Below are 15,718 nucleotides of genomic sequence, written 5' to 3'. Positions count from 1 at the left end.
TGCGCACGCTGCCCGCCATCCTCCGCGAGTACACACCACGCCTTGTCGCACTCTTATCTCCCTGCCGCAACCGTGTAGATGCGCGGCGCGACGGCACATTTCACATTATGCAATTTGTAATCCTAATTATCTTAGCCCGAGATAGGCACTAACTCTGACGCCTGTAGGGCGAACGTTTTTCCCCGAGATTCCCCACGAGACACCTGCGGTGTCCTTATGCTACGCACAGCCGGAAGCCGTGTGCCAACACCTAAATTGTTGAACTGAAACGGGGATAGATGTTTGTGGGACTTGTGCATCGCGGGGTCAACTTTATCCACAGTTTTCGTTCATAAGGCTGTGCATAACTGCCCGGCAAAATCGGCAACCTTTTGATACGCTTGCTTTTTTTACCGCTACGGCGAACGTGGGCATGCGCGGCGCCTATCCGTGTCGCGCGGTGGTTGCGGCTGAGTTGTCGATCAATCGCGGCTGGGACTGTATCTCGCCGTCCAATCTCCGGCGCCGCCAGTCGCCGCCCGCCGGCGTCAAGCACATCAATCACGCACCATGCCCGCGCCCGGCTTCCTGTGCAGCCGGCGCACTGCGCTCTTCCTCACGCCATTGCTGCCGCGAGCGGACCATGCGGCGCACGGCAAGACGCGCCATCTTCACCCAGCCCGACGGACGCGGGTCGGCAAGCATACTAAGCGCGCGGGCATAGTCGAGCGTGAGGCCCGGTGTCCACGCCATCGTCGCAGCGCGTTTGCGCAGTTGCGCGGCCACCCACAACTCCGGCGTCGTAATCACCCGCAGAAACGGTCGCCAGCCGCCAAGGCTGCCCCATACGCGCGCCGACGCACCTTCGATTGCCGCTTCCAGTGCGCGCGATACGCTGCTCGAGCAATTGCGGTGTGTCAGGTTGTAGGTCGTGTCCTGTCGATAGGTGTCCCAGAAGCGGCGCAGGCGCGCGGGATCGTAATTGCGTATGCGCACCTGAACCGTGGAGGGACACCACGCTTTCGATTCGGTCGGGTAATCGGGCTGGAATACTCCGGGCACGTCGTTCTCGCGCGTCGCGCGCAGGAGCCGCGCGAAATCGTCGGGCGAACGATCGATTTCGACACCCGGATACAAGCTGATGTAGATGCCTTCAGGCGATTCGAGCGCCGCATGTCCAGTCGATATCACACCGTTACGATCCACCGCCGCGATATAGCGATCGACAATCAACTGCCGCCGCGCCTCGCCCTTGGCCGAGCCGACCGGCGTCCACACGTGCACGGTCAACGCGTCTTCATCGGCGGTGGGCGGGCCGTCCCATTCCACCGCGCTCAAGCGGCCGGGCGCAACCGCACTCGCGGCGGAGTTGGCGGCATCCGCGCTTGCATCATCCGACGCCACCGCGGGATTCGACGCGAGACGCCGCACGCGCGTACTCAGCAAAATCATGTTCCAGCCGCCGAATATCAGACCGAGGCCGAGACAGTACGGCACGGTCCCCACATAGTGCGTCGGATAAGGTTGATAGAAGAAAACCGCCAGCGCGATTTCAACGCCCCCGCCGATCATCGCGAGCCGCCAGGTGCGATAACGAACGACCTTCGCCGAGACGATCTGCAGCAGACCGTCGGCCAGAAAGAGCGTGCCGAAGATCATCGACAGAATGAAGTTGCCGTGATGATGCCCGGCGAGAATCAGCGCCGCCGCAACGCAGAATGCGATGCCCTTCACATAGCGCAGCGTGCGTTGCCCGCCCATGCCGGTCCACGCGACGGTCAGCGTGGCGAGCCCTTCGAGCAACAGCAACAATGCAAACGGTGTGATCGGAAAATAGAGCGCGCTATCGAGTGCGTCGATGAACACCACCACCCCGAGCACCAGGCTCACCCAGCCTATCAACTGCAACGAGCGCCAGCGCGTGCGCAGGTAATCGACACCCAGCAGGATCATGACCAGCCGAACCATCGCGAACTCTCCGTGATCGACGCCTTTCTGAACGCAATCTTAACCACTTTCACCGCGCGGGCGCGGACGGGTCCGGTGTAGCGGCGGTATGCGCGTGGTGATGCGTTCACGCAGCGCCGCTTCGCGAAAGCATCCTGTATTGGCGCATCGCGTGTCGGCGCCGCACGATCGGAGCAAGTTTCTCAGACGTACTTGTGACGCTCATGCCGATGCGCCTTCGACGGACGTGCACCGCGCTTGCTCGCACTCGCGGTTGCATGCGCTTCATCATCGTGTGGCGTGACGCGCGGAGTGACATAAGGACCGTTCGGCAGCATGTTGGCGCTTTGCGGCGGGGTTGCCGCGTTTTGTGGCGCAGGCAATGAAGTCTGTGCAGCGGGCAACGGCCCCGTTGCGTCGTCGATCACCTTCTGCAATTCGTCCTGCGCGTATGCAGGCAGCGGCGTGGATGGATACGTCGCATTGGCAGCCATGGCAGTAGAGGTGACGGATGCGGAGGCGGCACAGGCAAGGCCGATGGCGATCATCAAGTGGGCGATTTTCATGTCGAGTCCTGGTCAGGATGACGCGACCCGCATGATGGAAGGCGTGGCGCGCGTCAGTGGTTCGGAAGGCTCCTGACGGCTTGCACCGTCAGCACAAGCAGTGTGACGGCCCGGACATGAAGGGTAAATTTTATTAAGCCAGATTCAGATAACCGTAATCTGGCTTAATAAGTGCCGGCACGAAGTATTCTCAACGCGCCGGCCTATAGCGGATAACCGCAGATCAAGCAAACGTCATTCACGCAGCCGCGGCTTGCGGCATTTCCACGCCCTGCTCGCCGCCCAATGCGTCGAGCAGATCGCACAGCATGCGATCGAGTTCAGCGGTCATCAGCGTGACGTCGGAATCGAAGCGTTCGTCGTCGTTCTGCGCGGTCGGGTCGCTCGCTTCCTTGAGGACGTCGAGCGGCGCGATGCGCTTGATAATCAAAGAAGGCGTCAGCACGAACGACACGCGATCGTTCCACGTCATCGCGAGCCGCATGCATTGCTTGCCGGCTTCGATATGACGGCGCATATCTTCGGCATCCAAAGTATGTCCAACATAGCGCACGGTCGCGTTGCCTTCGGTCGGCGAGCGCAATTCGGTGTCCTGGTCGAGCGTGAAACCCGCGGGACCTTCACCGGAAAGCAGCCACTCCGTCATCGCCGCAACCGGCGATTGGGTGACGCGCACGGTGCCGAGCGGCAGTTGATCGATCGACTTCACCAGCAGGCCGCGCACTTCGTCGGCGACCGCTTGCGAGCCCGCGTCGATCACGAGCCAGCCGTTTTTGGTATCGATCCACACGCGCGTATCGCGGCGAATGCTGAAAGCGCGCGGCAGCAACTCGTCAGTCACCTGCTCCTTGAGTTCGCGCATCTGCTTGCGGCCAGGTTTGAAGCCTTGCTGCTCTTCGAGTTCGAGCGCACGCGCCTTGGTCACTTGCGTGACGACCGAAGCCGGCAGCAGTTTCTTTTCGGCGCGAAACGTCAGCAGCATCTGGCCATTGAGCGAATACACCAGCGAGTCGTTGTCGCGCGGCGAGGCCCAACCGTGGCTTTGCATCTCGACGCTGTTGCCGGGCGCGAACGCGTGCGGCGCGAGCCATTTCTCCATTTGTTCAGGGGTGACAGACCACGGAGCGGGAAGACGGTGCAACTGAAGGTTTTTGAACCACATTGGCGGGGGTCTTGTATGGGCAAAGCGCGTCATTCTATATGACGTGGAGAAGATGGCGCGGCCGGGCAAGTACCCACACGCTCGACGCCGATGCAACGCCGCTGCACGGTCATTTTCAAATGAAACCCGAGAAAACTATTAAGCGACAGATCGACTATCAACGCAACTCGAACAACGCGATGTGCAAACCATAGTGGTTTAGCCTCATCAGTCTTATGGCACGCTTTACGTTCAAATCACCTAGACTTTTTGGGAAGCGCACGACAAAGACGGAGGCGGCCATGGCCGATGAAACCGCACCTTGGCAGATGGTGGAGTACGAGGGTTTCGAAATTCACGTGGCGCCCTTCCCGAAAAACCCGCCCGACGAAACGAGGCCGTCGGCCGTGCCGGATAACCGCTGCACCTACGTCGGCTACGTGTGCCATCCGGGCGCCGACCCGGCGATCCCCGGGCATGCGGTGCCGTTCCACCCGGATGGCGAAGAGAGCTTCGCCAGCGTGGAAGAAGCGCTCTACGAGGGGGTGCATGTGGGCCGCAGCATCGTCGACGGCACACACCCGGATTTAACGGTGCTGCCGCTGGTGACGGGCGGCGTCTAACGCCCCTTCTTTGGCGCCTGCTTCAGCTAAACGCACGCTTGATGCGCGACTTGAGCAGCGCGCGCCGCAAGCGGCCGGTGCGCTCGGGTTCGGTGACCGCCTGAGCGCCTTCCACCGCTGTGCCGCGCCGCAGAAAATAACGGTCGAAGGTGGCCTGCGTCATGCCCCACTTGTTCAGGAACTGACGGCGTCCATCGTTCTTGACGACCTTGCCCGTGCTCTTCTGCTGAAAGTGATAAACCAGACTGTCGCCCACGCCGAGAAACACCCGGCAACCGGCATCCCACAGCTTCATCGAGAAATCGTTGTCGCTGCTCATGCCGGGACTCAATTCGCTGCTATAGCCGCCGAGCTTGTACCACCAATCGCGATGCACGAGCGTCGGCGGCCACGTGGCGCCACGCCAGTCGGCGCGCACGAGTGTCGGCGTGGCGGCCACCAGTTCGTCGGCGCGGAAATTTTCCACGTCGCGGCCGAAATTCTGCACAACGACGCACGGATTGCCGGAGTCGACCGGTTCGATCATCGTTCCCGATAGCATGAACAGGTTGTCGGCCGGCATCTGCGCGAGGCGTTTGACGAGCGCGTCGTCCCAGCCAGGGCAGCAGTACATGTCGTCGTTCATGTAGACGATGTAGTCCTGCGTGGCGCGCGCCGCCGCGATATTGACCGCGTGACAGATGCCGATATTGCCAGGCGACGCAGTGTGTTCGATCCCCTCGTCGCGCACCCAGGCCAGCGTGCCGTCCGAGCCGTCATTCACGTGCACGATGATCTGATGCGTGTGCGTGGAATGACGCCGCAGGCTCTCGATCACGAGCCGCAGATAAGGCAGATTGTTCCAGGTCGGGATGATGATTGAGAACATCGAATGTGATTTCCGTGGTGGTTGCCCGCACGAGCGGTTCGCATCTATCGGCGGCTGCGCGGATCGATTGCCGCGGGTTGCGATCTGCGGCCTGCTTTCTGGTCGACTTCCCGGTCAGCTTATCGGTCAACTTCTCGGCCAGCTTATTGACCAGCTTATCGACCAGGTTTTTAGCCTAGCCGTCGTTCTTGCTGCCGAACGGCTTCTTGAACGTCAGCTTCGCAGGTAAGTCCGGCTCCCAGCCTTCCAGATCTTCGAACGGGTAGCGGCCGAGCGCATACAGTACCCGCTTGAAACGGCTTCTGAACGGCGCGCGCGGAATATTCGGCAGCGTGCCGGGCGCGGCGCTCGCCGTCTGGCGAATATACCCGCGCGTGAAGTCGCGCTGCGAAATCCCCCACTTCATCAGGAACTCGCGGCCACCGCGGTTGCGGCGGATTCGTCCGGTGGACTTGCAGCCGAAATGATAGATGCGGCTCGCGCCCACCGAGCGGAACACCCGGCAGCCGACCAGCCACAGCTTCATCAGGAAGTCGTCGTCGCTGCTCATGCCGGGGCCGAATTCGATGCTGTAGCCGCCTACCGCGTGCCACAACTGGCGGCTGATCAGCATCGGCTGCAGCGCGACGCCGTCGCGATCAACCTGCTGCATGCCGGCGGCATAGCTGAGCAGGCCGGTTTCGTCGAAATTGTCGGGCCCGGTGCCGAAATTGGCGGTGGTCACGTTCGCATTGCCGGTGTCGGTCGGCTCGATCAGCACCGACGACAGATAGGCCGACGAGTGGCCGAGCGTGCGCAGGTTCGCCTCAAAGGCGAGGTCCCAGCCCGGTGTGCAGAACATGTCGTCGTTCAGGAACAGAATCCAGTCGAGCGTGGCGAGGCGCGCGGCGTCGTTCAATGCGAGGCACACGCCGACGTTACCCTTGCTCCAGGTGTGGCGGATGCCTTCCGCGCGGACCCATTCGAGCGTGCCGTCGCTGCCTTCGTTGACGTGCACGATGATCTCGTGATCGAACGCCGAATGACGCCGGATGCTGTCGATGCACAGCTTCAGATACGGCAGGTTGTTCCAGCTCGGAATCAGGATACTGAACATGGGATGACGTCAGGTTTCATTGAAGAGGTTCGCGCTGAACGTCGTGATACTGCCCGCGACGGTCCGCATAGGCGGAAGCCGCCGCAAGGATCGCAATGACCGACGCGTAGAACGACACGGTCACCTTCAGATCGAAAGTTTCGACTGTCAGCCCGAAAATCCAGAACGCGACGACGAAAGTCAGTCCCATCAGGGCCGCGCGCCGCGCCGGCACGGTTGGCGCGTTCAGGCGCCGCCAGAAGATCGCTCCGGGCACGACGTAGATCGACAGCAGCGCAAGACCGCCGACAATGCCGTAATCGGTCATGTAAGCGAACAGCTGATTGTGCGTCTCGCCCCGGCCCAATTGCGCGGCGGCTGGCGTCAGCAGGCCCGACTTGGCGAACGACTCCATGCTGTCACGGAAGCCATCGCCGCCGAGGCCCAGCAGCGGATGGTTCTCCACGATCCGTGCCGCCGCCTCGTAAAGCTGCAGGCGAATCCCGAGCGGCGTGTCCTTGTTGCCGTGCGTGTACTGAACGATATCCGACGAGACGTCGCCGACGCGGTCGCGTGCGGTCGGCGAGAATACGTACACGCCGACGAGGATCGCGACGATCGCAGCCGGCAGCAACACCTTCCACCGGCGCGATTTGCCGCGGCTGCGCGCATACAGGATCATCGCCGCGACCACCGGAATCGCGATCCATCCGCCGCGCGAGCCGGTTATCAGCGACGCGGCCAGTCCCGCGAACAACCCTGCCATCTTGACGACGCGTACCGCCAGCCGGTCCTTGCGCCACCAGTTCAGCGAAAGCACGGACAGCGCGCCCATTACCAGGGCGATGTCGCCGAAGTGAATCGGGTTCAGGAACTGGCTGCTGAGCCGGCCGAAACCCCAGTCGCGCGGCGCGATCAGCAGAATGCCGAGCGCCGCCAGCCCCGCCAGCGCGAACGACAGGTCGGCCCAGGCGAGGGTGCGCGGCAAGGCACGCCGCAACACCAGAAAGAGCGGTGCGGCAGCAAAGAATCGGGAAGGTGAATCGAGCGTACTGGCGACGACCGCGCCATGCCAGGCGCCGCCGAGCAGCACCGCCAGAAACGGGGACGCGGTGGCGATGCAGAGCGCGACGTCGACACGATCCCACTGCAGCGGCCGCAGGCCGCCCCAGTTTCTGGGCAAGGCGAGCAATACGAGCGAGACCATCACTGCCGCGATCGATAGTGCGCTCCCACCACCGTGTATCAGCAGGGTGGCCGATGGATACGTGAGGAGGAATAACGCTGGCAGCAGGCTTCGTAAGTTGACGCTCAGGGAAGATTGTTTGGCGGGCGTCGACATGTCTTATGAATTTAACCGGCCGCGCGACAACTGGCGTGCGACCGGGATGTTGGCCCCGGTATTGTACCGGGTTCGCGTGCCTATCCGACTAATCCGACGGCTTGTGCGCGCCCCGCCGGGATATTGGTAAGATACCGGTCGGCCGCCACGACCGGCCACCACCGCCCGTACACGGGCCAGGTCCTCAAGTCGCCCCACATTCTGGCCATACCTCGCCATCTCAGCAATGAATCGATTGATGCGCGCGCTCTATCGCAGCGCACCCGGCGCCCTGAAAAGAATCGTAGAGACGGCCGTGACCCGCTCCACCCGCATTCCGTATGCGGGTGTTGCTCACGAGCCTGAGACATTTCTGCAAAAGACGCCGCGCGCGAAAATCGTCAAGAAGTACCTGCACAAGCATTTGCTGCTGAAATGGCATGGACAGACGCGCCTTGAACTAGCCAGCGCCGCAACGGCGAAGCGGCTGCTCTGGATCTACACCGGCAAGCGCAATTTCGGCGACGCGACCATGGACATGTCCGGGCGCGCGCTGCTAAAGGGGCACGGCGTCGAGATCGACCTGTTCACGCTGCCGAACCTGCACACGCTGTTCGAAGAGGACGACGTCTTCGGGAACGTGTTTTCCGACCTGGGTGCGCTCGAGGGGCGGCAATACGACGCGATCCTGATGTCGGAGTACAACCTGCCGTCGATCAAGCTGAAAAGCCGGCACTTCAAGCACTTGCCGTACGCCTGTCTGTTCCAGTATTTCTTCGGGCCGGATCGCAATCAGACCTGCTTCAGCCACGCCGCGGTCAACGACGTGTTTGCGCTCGGCCATTCGCCGGAAGAAATCGTCGCGATGAGCAAGCCGTATCTCACGGCAAATGCTCACACTCGCGAGTCGGTGCTCCCTTTCCTGCCGGACGGGCAGTTCCTCGTGCTGGCGATCGGCGGGCTGGATGCGAATCGCACGTATCGACACTGGGGCGCGCTGCTCGAACTCATCGACCGCTCCACGCACGGCGACATGCCGAAGCACGTCGTGCTGGTCGGGTCGGACAACGGGTTGGCGATGGCGCGTGAGCTGCTCGAACAGCGTTTCAGCCGGCTCGAAGTCAGTTCGTGCGTCGGCCAGTTGACGCTGTTGCAGTCGCGGGAGGTGGTGTCGAAGGCCGCCTTGTTCGTAGGCGCGGATGGCGGCTTGATGCATGTTGCGCATTCGACACCGACGCCAAGCGTTTCGCTCTTTTCCGACCGCGAGCCGCCCTATCTACGGCTTACCGGGCAATGCCATTCGATCGGCATCCAGAGCACCAGCGGCGTCGACGAGATCGCGCCGGCAGAGGTGATGGGCGCGATCGGCAAACAGTTGTCACAGCCGTTCAGGCGCGAATTCGCCTGATGCTGCCGGGTCGGGCTCGGGCGCGGACACAGGCCGCGCGCCCGACCGACGCTTCTTACGCTGCGTCCTGCTGGAACTGGATGCGATGCAAATGCGCGTACAGCCCGCCTTGCGCCAGCAGCTCGCGATGGCTACCGCGCTCGACGATGTGCCCTGCATCCATCACCAGAATCCGGTCGGCGCGTTCGATAGTCGACAAACGGTGCGCGATCACGAGCGTGGTCCGGCCCTTCATCAAGGTTTCCAGCGCCGCCTGCACGTGGCGTTCGGATTCCGAATCCAGCGCTGAGGTGGCTTCGTCGAGAATCAGGATCGGCGCGTCCTTGTAGATCGCGCGCGCGATCGCCAGACGCTGGCGTTGGCCGCCCGAGAGCATCATGCCGTTGTCGCCGACCAGCGTATCGATGCCCGAGGGCATCGCCTCGACGGTGTCCCAAAGGTTAGCCGCGCGCAGCGCCGCCTTGACCTTGTCCGGATCGGCCGGCTGGCCATAAGCAACGTTGTTCGCCACCGTATCGTTGAACAGCACCACGTCCTGGCTCACCATCGCGATCTGGCTACGCAGCGCGTGCAGGCCGTATTCAGGCAGCGCGACACCGTCGACCAGAATCTCCCCGCCGGTCGGATCGAAAAAGCGCGGCAGCAGATTCACCAGCGTGGTCTTGCCGCTGCCCGACGGCCCTGCAAGCGCCACCATTTCGCCCGGCGCCACCTTGAACGACACCTGGTCGAGCGTGTTGCGGCCATGCGTGGCATTGCTGCCGTAGGTGAACGATACGTTGCGGAATTCCACTTCGCCGTGAGCGCGGTCAAGCGGCTTGCCGCCGCCTTCCGGTTCGGAGGGCTCGTCGATCAGGCCGAAAATCAGCTCGCACGCCGTCATGCCGCGTTGCAGCGGCTGGTTCACGTCCATCAGGTGCTTAAGCGGCGAGATGATCAGCAGCATCGACGTGACGAACGCCACAAAGCCGCCCACCGTAGTCTGATCCGACGACGACTGCACCACGGCAATCGTAATCACCACGGCAAGCGCGATCGACGCGAGGAACTGCGTCAACGGCTGCGCGAGGCCGCCGGAGACGGTCATGCGCATGGCGTAGCCGCGCAGACGCTTGCTCATCGCCGTGAAGCGGTCCGTCTCGTACTGCTCGCCGTTGTGCACCTTCACGACCTTGTAGCCGCCCACTGTCTCTTCGACGATGTACGACAGTTCGTTGGTCAGCAGTTGATGCTCGCGGTTCAGGCGCCGCAAACGGCGGTTGATCTTGCCCACCAGCCAGCCAATCCCCGGCAGCAGCACCGCGACGATCAGCGTCAGACGCCAGTTCAGATAAAACAGGTAGCCGAGCAGGAAGACCACCGTCAGCGAATCGCGCACCAGCGTGACCAGCACGCTCAACAACACGTTGAGAATCTGGTTCACCTCGAACACGATCGCGTTGATCACCGTGCTCGCGGTTTCGCGCTGGAAGAACGCCACGCTCGTGTGGATCATGCGATCGAACATCTTCAGGCGCAGATCGAGCAGGATCTTGTTCGATACGTAGGCAAGCAGATAACCCGAAGCGTATTGCGACACGCCGCGAATCAGCGCGAGGCCGATCACCGCGGCCGGCACGAACCACTTGGCGTTGTCGTTGGCATGTGCGCCGAAACCCTTGTCCAGCAGCGGTTTGAGCAAGGCGGGGATCGCTGCGTCGGTGCCGGCGCTCACCGCCATTGCGACGATCGCGCCGACCACCACCCACAACAGCGGCTTGATATATGGCCACAAGCGCCGGAAGACGACGGCAGGCGACGATGCCTCACCTGAACCGATGGGTTTGCTTAACGTAGGCTTCGCGCTCAAGGAATCCTCTGGGAATGCGGGACTGCATCCGCGCAAGGGGCGGAATGCCCGCTGCACGTAAAATTAAATACGGCATTGTAAACGGTTGCGGATTGTGCGGCCGGTAGTGATGAATTGACCAGATCCGGCCGGATTCACAGGCCGACAGCGGCCCGCGGACACGTACGGCCACGGCCACCGCGCGCTGTGTATACTTGCGCGACCCATTTCGCCACCCTGCACCCTCCACGCAATTCAGGTATGCAAGAAACCACCCTCGGCGTCGCCATCATCACCAAAAACGCGGCGGCGCGACTGGCCGAATGCCTGCAGGCCGTGGCGTTCGCCGATCAGATCGTCGTGATCGACGGCGGCAGCACCGACGGTACCGCCGAGATCGCCAGGGCACACGGCGCGCGCGTGCTGGAGCAAACCGACTGGCCCGGCTTCGGTCCACAAAAAAACCGCGCCGTGGACGCGCTGACCACCAGCTGGATTCTCTCGCTCGACGCCGACGAAATCGTCACGCCGGAACTGGCCGCGGCAATCCGCGCGACGCTGGCCGCGCCCACCGCCGACGTCTACGCGGTGGACCGGCTGTCGAGCTTTTGCGGCCACTGGATTCATCACAGCGGCTGGTATCCGGACTGGATTCCGCGCCTGTTCAAACGTGGCGCCGCGCGTTTCTCCGACGACCTCGTGCACGAGCGCCTCGTATTCGACACGCCGTCGCAGCGCCTGACCGGCAAGCTGATGCACTACTCCTATGAGGACTTCGAAGGCGTATTGCGCAAGCTCGACGCGTATTCGACAGCGGGTGCGCAGCAACGTCACGCCGCCGGCAAACGCGGCAGTTTTGGCAAGGCGCTCGGGCGCGGCGCGTGGGCGTTCGTGCGGACCTATGTGCTGCGGCGTGGATTTCTCGACGGCCGCGCGGGTTTTATGATCGCGGTGTTCAATGCCGAAACGGTGTACTACCGGTTTCTGAAGCTGGCGCGTATGGGGGAACAGACGCGGCGCGAGGAGTGATCGGCTCACTGTCGCCACACTGCATTCTTTGGCAACGGTCAGATGGTAATACGCGCAGCGTGACCAGCTTTCGCATCAAGACCACTCGGGTAGCATCAGCTTTGCCCGCGCGGCGATGCCACCCGCGCAGGCAAACCAGACATCAATAAACGATTTCGATCGAGCTTCCGGCAAATTCGCCGCGCAACGCCGCGAGCAGTTCGTCAGTCGGCTTCACGCGCCACGCGTCGCCCAGACGCATTTCGCCTTGCGCGTTTTCGCTGCGATAAACCACCTGCACTGCAAGGCCGTTCGGAATCTGCACAGCCTGACGCTGGCCACCGCCGCCATAACCGCCGCCGTTGCGGCCGCCACCACCGCCATTGCCACCCCGCGATGACGCCGCCGGCGCCGGCGCAGCTTGCGGCTCGTCCTTACCCGCGCTATGCGCTTCGAGCACACGCCGCAGCGCCAATGCGTCCGCATTGCCGTTCATCTGCACCTTCACGGCTTCCGCATAGCGACAGCGGGCACGGCCGAGGTCCATCACCGTATCGACCGTGAAGCGGATGCCGCCGGTGAATGCGTCGTTACGCGCCGAGCCTTGCACCACGAGCAGCTCGTCTTCCTTGAACAGCTGCTTGTGCGCTTCAAAGGTCTCGTTGAAGACGGTGACTTCGCATTGACCAGTGCCGTCGTCGAGCAGCGCGATCAGCATCTTGCCGCGCTGGGTCATCTGCGTGCGCAGCGACGCGATCACACCCGCGACCAGCTTGTCGCGCCCTTCCTTCAATTCGCCGATCTTCTGGCGCACGAAACGGCGCACTTCGTCCTTGTAGGCATCGAACAGATGGCCAGACAGGTAAAAGCCGAGCGCGGCCTTCTCTTCCTGCAGCTTCTTCTTTTCCGGCCATTCCGGCTCGTCGACCAGTTCGTGACCTTGCGACGGCGCATCGCCCATGTCGAACAGGCCCGCCTGCATCGCGTTGGCGCTGGCCTGCTCGGCGGCTTCCATGGCCAGCGAGACCGAGGCGATCAGCTGCGCGCGATTCGCGTGCAGCGTGTCGAACGCACCGGCGCGGATCAAGGCTTCCACCGTGCGGCGATTGACGATCCGGCGGTCGACCCGGTTGCAGAAATCGAAGATGTCGATGAACGGACCTTCTTCGCGTGCACGGATAATTTCTTCGATCGCGTTCTGGCCGCTGCCCTTGATCGCGCCGAGTCCGTAGCGGATCGTTTTCGAGCGCTTGCCGTCCGCTTCCGCGACCGGCTCGAACCGGTACGCCGACAGATTGACGTCCGGCGGCAGCACGGCCATCTTGTTCGTGAGGCAATCCTCGAACAGGATCTTGACCTTGTCCGTATCGTCCATGGCGAGCGACATATTCGCCGCCATGAATTCGGCCGGATGGTGCGCCTTCAGCCATGCGGTGTGGTACGCAAGCAGCGCATACGCCGCCGCGTGCGACTTGTTGAAGCCGTAGCCCGCGAACTTCTCCATCAAGTCGAAGATTTCGTCCGCTTTCTCGCCGGCCAGCCCGTTCTTCCCGGCGCCCTGGCGGAACAGCTCGCGATGCTCGGCCATTTCTTCGGCCTTCTTCTTACCCATCGCGCGACGCAGCAAGTCGGCGCCGCCGAGCGAGTAGCCGCCGATGATCTGCGCCATCTGCATCACCTGCTCCTGGTAGACCATGATGCCGTAGGTCTCTTTCAGAACAGATTCAACACGCGGATCGGGATACTCCACCACTTCGCGGCCGTGCTTACGTGCGCAGAAGCTCGGGATCAGGTCCATCGGACCCGGACGGTACAACGCGACCAGCGCGATGATGTCCTCGAAGCGGTCAGGCTGCGCGTCTTTCAGCATGCCTTGCATGCCGCGGCTTTCCAGCTGGAACACGGCGACCGTATTCGCTTTCTTCAGGATCGAGAACGACGCCGCGTCGTCGAGCGGCACCTGCGCGAGCGACCAGTCTTTCTTCGACGGATCGAGACGGCGGATATAGCGCTCGGCCCAATCCAGAATGGTCAGCGTGGTGAGGCCCAAAAAGTCGAACTTCACGAGGCCGACGGCTTCGACGTCGTCCTTGTCGTACTGGCTCACAACGCCGCTTTCGTCGCCCTGCGTATAGAGCGGGCAGAAATCGGTCAGCTTGCCGGGCGCAATCAACACGCCGCCGGCGTGCATACCGACGTTACGCGTGAGGCCTTCCACGCGTTGCGCGAGTTCAAGCAGCTGATGCACTTCGTCTTCGTTATCGAAGCGCTCCTGCAGGAGCGGCTCTTCCTTCATCGCGTCGGCGATGGTGACGTGCTTGCCCGGCTTGAACGGAATCAGCTTGGCGATGCCGTCCGTGAACATATAGCCGAGATCGAGCACGCGGCCGATGTCGCGCACCGCCGCTTTCGCCGCCATCGTGCCGAAGGTGGCGATCTGCGACACGGCGTCCGCGCCGTATTTTTCCTTCACGTACTGAATCACACGATCGCGGCCGTGCTGGCAGAAGTCGATGTCGAAGTCGGGCATCGACACACGTTCCGGATTCAGAAAACGTTCGAACAGCAGGTTGTAGCGCAGCGGATCGAGGTCGGTCACGCCGAGCGCATACGCGACCAGCGAACCTGCACCCGAGCCCCGGCCCGGGCCAACCGGCACGCCGTTGTTCTTGGCCCAGTTGATAAAGTCCGCAACGATCAGGAAGTAGCCCGGAAAGCCCATCTTGATGATCGTGCCGCACTCGAATTCGAGGCGCTGGTAATACGTTTCGCGCTGTGCTTCGCGCTCGGCCGCATCCGGATACAACTGTTCGAGACGCTTTTCGAGGCCCTCTTTTGACAATTGCACGAGGTAGTCGTCGAGCGACATACCGTCGGGAGTCGGAAAGAGCGGCAGCTTCGGCTTACCGAGTTCGAGCGTCAGGTTGCAGCGCTTGGCGATTTCAACACTATTGGCGAGCGCCGACGGCAGGTCGGCGAACAGCGCCGCCATTTCTTGCTGCGTGCGGAAATACTGCTCGGACGTAAAGCGCTTCGAGCGACGCGGATTCGCCAGGATATCGCCTTCCGAAATACACACGCGCGCTTCGTGCGCGGTGAAATCGTCCGGCGTCATGAACTGCATGGGATGCGTGGCCACCACCGGCAATTTCAGCGACGCCGCGAGCGCAACCGCCTGCTGCACGTACTGCTCGCCGCCCGGCTGACCGCAGCGTTGCAGTTCGATATAGAAGCCGCCAGGGAACACCTTCGCCCAATGCAATGCATTGCGTTTGGCCGCTTCTTCGTTACCCGCCGCGAGCGCGAGGGCAATGTCGCCCTGTTGCGCGCCCGACAACGCGAGCAGCCCCTCGCCCAGACCGGATTCGAGCCAGCCGGCTTCGATTTCCGCACGGCCGCGATACTGGTTGGTGAGCGATGCCTTGCTGAGCAGCTCGCACAGATTCAGATAGCCGCGCCGGTTCTTGACCAGCAGCAGCAAACGGGAAGGCTTCTCGCGGTCGTCGGGATTGGTGATCCAGACGTCGCAGCCGGCAATGGGTTTGACCCCTTTGCCGCGGGCTTCCTTGTAGAAACGGACGAGGCCGAACGCGTTGCCGAGGTCGGTAAGGGCGAGCGCACCCTGACCGTCTTTGGCGGCGGCCTTGACGATGTCGTCAAGACGCACGATGCCGTCGGCAATCGAGAATTCGGAGTGGACGCGAAGATGAACGAAGCGGGGATCTGACATGGGCGACATTGTAACTCCACCCTTCCGGAGTTTTCAGGCCAAAACCGCGCGTTAGCCGTTCGGCTTAGGACGGCAACGCGAGCGCACCGCGCACCCGTGTTGTGCAGGCGATTTGCGCTGCCGCAAAGGGTTGGCCATTCGGCCAGGTCGGCCAAAGCGCCAGCTTGAGGGATAATACGGGTTTCGCCCTTTTCGACGTGGCCGCGCCGCACGGAGTTTGAACG

General features: G+C 62.5%; 11 protein-coding genes. 3 read left to right on the top strand and 8 right to left on the bottom strand.

The features are described from left to right. Positions 1-540: 540 nt before the first annotated feature. The 3 genes from R8871_RS24655 to R8871_RS24645 form a co-directional block, all read right to left on the bottom strand. Positions 541-1,947, bottom strand: a complete 1,407-nt coding sequence (locus R8871_RS24655) for an HdeD family acid-resistance protein (RefSeq protein WP_175052807.1) — start codon at positions 1,945-1,947, stop codon at positions 541-543. A gap of 182 nt (positions 1,948-2,129) precedes the next feature. After that, positions 2,130-2,492 (bottom strand): superantigen-like protein SSL4, encoded by a 363-nt coding sequence (locus R8871_RS24650; protein WP_175052806.1) that lies wholly within the window; start codon positions 2,490-2,492, stop codon positions 2,130-2,132. Positions 2,493-2,730: 238 nt separating this feature from the next. After that, a complete protein-coding gene (locus R8871_RS24645) occupies positions 2,731-3,654 on the bottom strand; it encodes a recombination-associated protein RdgC (RefSeq protein WP_093639465.1) in 924 nt (307 codons plus the stop codon). Between the two features lie 281 nt (positions 3,655-3,935). Here R8871_RS24645 and R8871_RS24640 point away from each other — a divergent pair, with 281 nt between their 5' ends. Further along, complete coding sequence (locus tag R8871_RS24640; protein ID WP_175052805.1) at positions 3,936-4,256, top strand: hypothetical protein; 321 nt, start codon at positions 3,936-3,938, stop codon at positions 4,254-4,256. Positions 4,257-4,278: 22 nt separating this feature from the next. On the opposite strand, the gene R8871_RS24635 is transcribed toward R8871_RS24640, so the two are convergent. From R8871_RS24635 to R8871_RS24625, 3 genes are all read right to left on the bottom strand, one after another. After that, positions 4,279-5,124, bottom strand: a complete 846-nt coding sequence (locus tag R8871_RS24635) for a glycosyltransferase family 2 protein (protein WP_175052804.1) — start codon at positions 5,122-5,124, stop codon at positions 4,279-4,281. A 175-nt stretch (positions 5,125-5,299) separates the two neighbouring features. Continuing rightward, entirely contained in the window at positions 5,300-6,220 is a 921-nt protein-coding gene (locus R8871_RS24630; protein ID WP_175052803.1) for a glycosyltransferase family 2 protein, read from the bottom strand. A 16-nt stretch (positions 6,221-6,236) separates the two neighbouring features. Next, on the bottom strand, positions 6,237-7,406 hold the full coding sequence (locus tag R8871_RS24625) for an O-antigen ligase family protein (RefSeq protein ID WP_322789525.1): 1,170 nt from the start codon (positions 7,404-7,406) through the stop codon (positions 6,237-6,239). Positions 7,407-7,836: 430 nt separating this feature from the next. On the opposite strand from R8871_RS24625, the gene R8871_RS24620 reads away from it, so the two are divergent. Further along, positions 7,837-8,928 (top strand): glycosyltransferase family 9 protein, encoded by a 1,092-nt coding sequence (locus R8871_RS24620; RefSeq protein WP_246287687.1) that lies wholly within the window; start codon positions 7,837-7,839, stop codon positions 8,926-8,928. Between the two features lie 55 nt (positions 8,929-8,983). On the opposite strand, the gene msbA is transcribed toward R8871_RS24620, so the two are convergent. Further along, complete coding sequence (gene msbA, locus R8871_RS24615) at positions 8,984-10,777, bottom strand: lipid A export permease/ATP-binding protein MsbA (protein ID WP_175052801.1); 1,794 nt, start codon at positions 10,775-10,777, stop codon at positions 8,984-8,986. Positions 10,778-11,017: 240 nt separating this feature from the next. On the opposite strand from msbA, the gene R8871_RS24610 reads away from it, so the two are divergent. Then, complete coding sequence (locus R8871_RS24610; protein ID WP_175052800.1) at positions 11,018-11,785, top strand: glycosyltransferase family 2 protein; 768 nt, start codon at positions 11,018-11,020, stop codon at positions 11,783-11,785. Positions 11,786-11,927: 142 nt separating this feature from the next. Here R8871_RS24610 and dnaE read toward each other — a convergent pair whose 3' ends face one another. Continuing rightward, positions 11,928-15,503 (bottom strand): DNA polymerase III subunit alpha, encoded by a 3,576-nt coding sequence (gene dnaE, locus R8871_RS24605; RefSeq protein WP_175052799.1) that lies wholly within the window; start codon positions 15,501-15,503, stop codon positions 11,928-11,930. Positions 15,504-15,718: the final 215 nt, after the last annotated feature.

Origin of the sequence: Paraburkholderia sediminicola (genome assembly GCF_902859805.1) — a bacterium.
Classification (GTDB): domain Bacteria; phylum Pseudomonadota; class Gammaproteobacteria; order Burkholderiales; family Burkholderiaceae; genus Paraburkholderia; species Paraburkholderia sediminicola.
This window is presented reverse-complemented; position numbering and strand designations above follow the sequence as displayed.

Bases quoted from the DNA above. Each gene is read 5' to 3' on its own strand.
- R8871_RS24655 (WP_175052807.1), bottom strand. From the start codon at position 1,947: ATGGTTCGGCTGGTCATGATCCTGCTGGGTGTCGATTACCTGCGCACG.
- R8871_RS24650 (WP_175052806.1), bottom strand. From the start codon at position 2,492: ATGAAAATCGCCCACTTGATGATCGCCATCGGCCTTGCCTGTGCCGCC.
- R8871_RS24645 (WP_093639465.1), bottom strand. From the start codon at position 3,654: ATGTGGTTCAAAAACCTTCAGTTGCACCGTCTTCCCGCTCCGTGGTCT.
- R8871_RS24640 (WP_175052805.1), top strand. From the start codon at position 3,936: ATGGCCGATGAAACCGCACCTTGGCAGATGGTGGAGTACGAGGGTTTC.
- R8871_RS24635 (WP_175052804.1), bottom strand. From the start codon at position 5,124: ATGTTCTCAATCATCATCCCGACCTGGAACAATCTGCCTTATCTGCGG.
- R8871_RS24630 (WP_175052803.1), bottom strand. From the start codon at position 6,220: ATGTTCAGTATCCTGATTCCGAGCTGGAACAACCTGCCGTATCTGAAG.
- R8871_RS24625 (WP_322789525.1), bottom strand. From the start codon at position 7,406: ATGGTCTCGCTCGTATTGCTCGCCTTGCCCAGAAACTGGGGCGGCCTG.
- R8871_RS24610 (WP_175052800.1), top strand. From the start codon at position 11,018: ATGCAAGAAACCACCCTCGGCGTCGCCATCATCACCAAAAACGCGGCG.
- dnaE (WP_175052799.1), bottom strand. From the start codon at position 15,503: ATGTCGCCCATGTCAGATCCCCGCTTCGTTCATCTTCGCGTCCACTCC.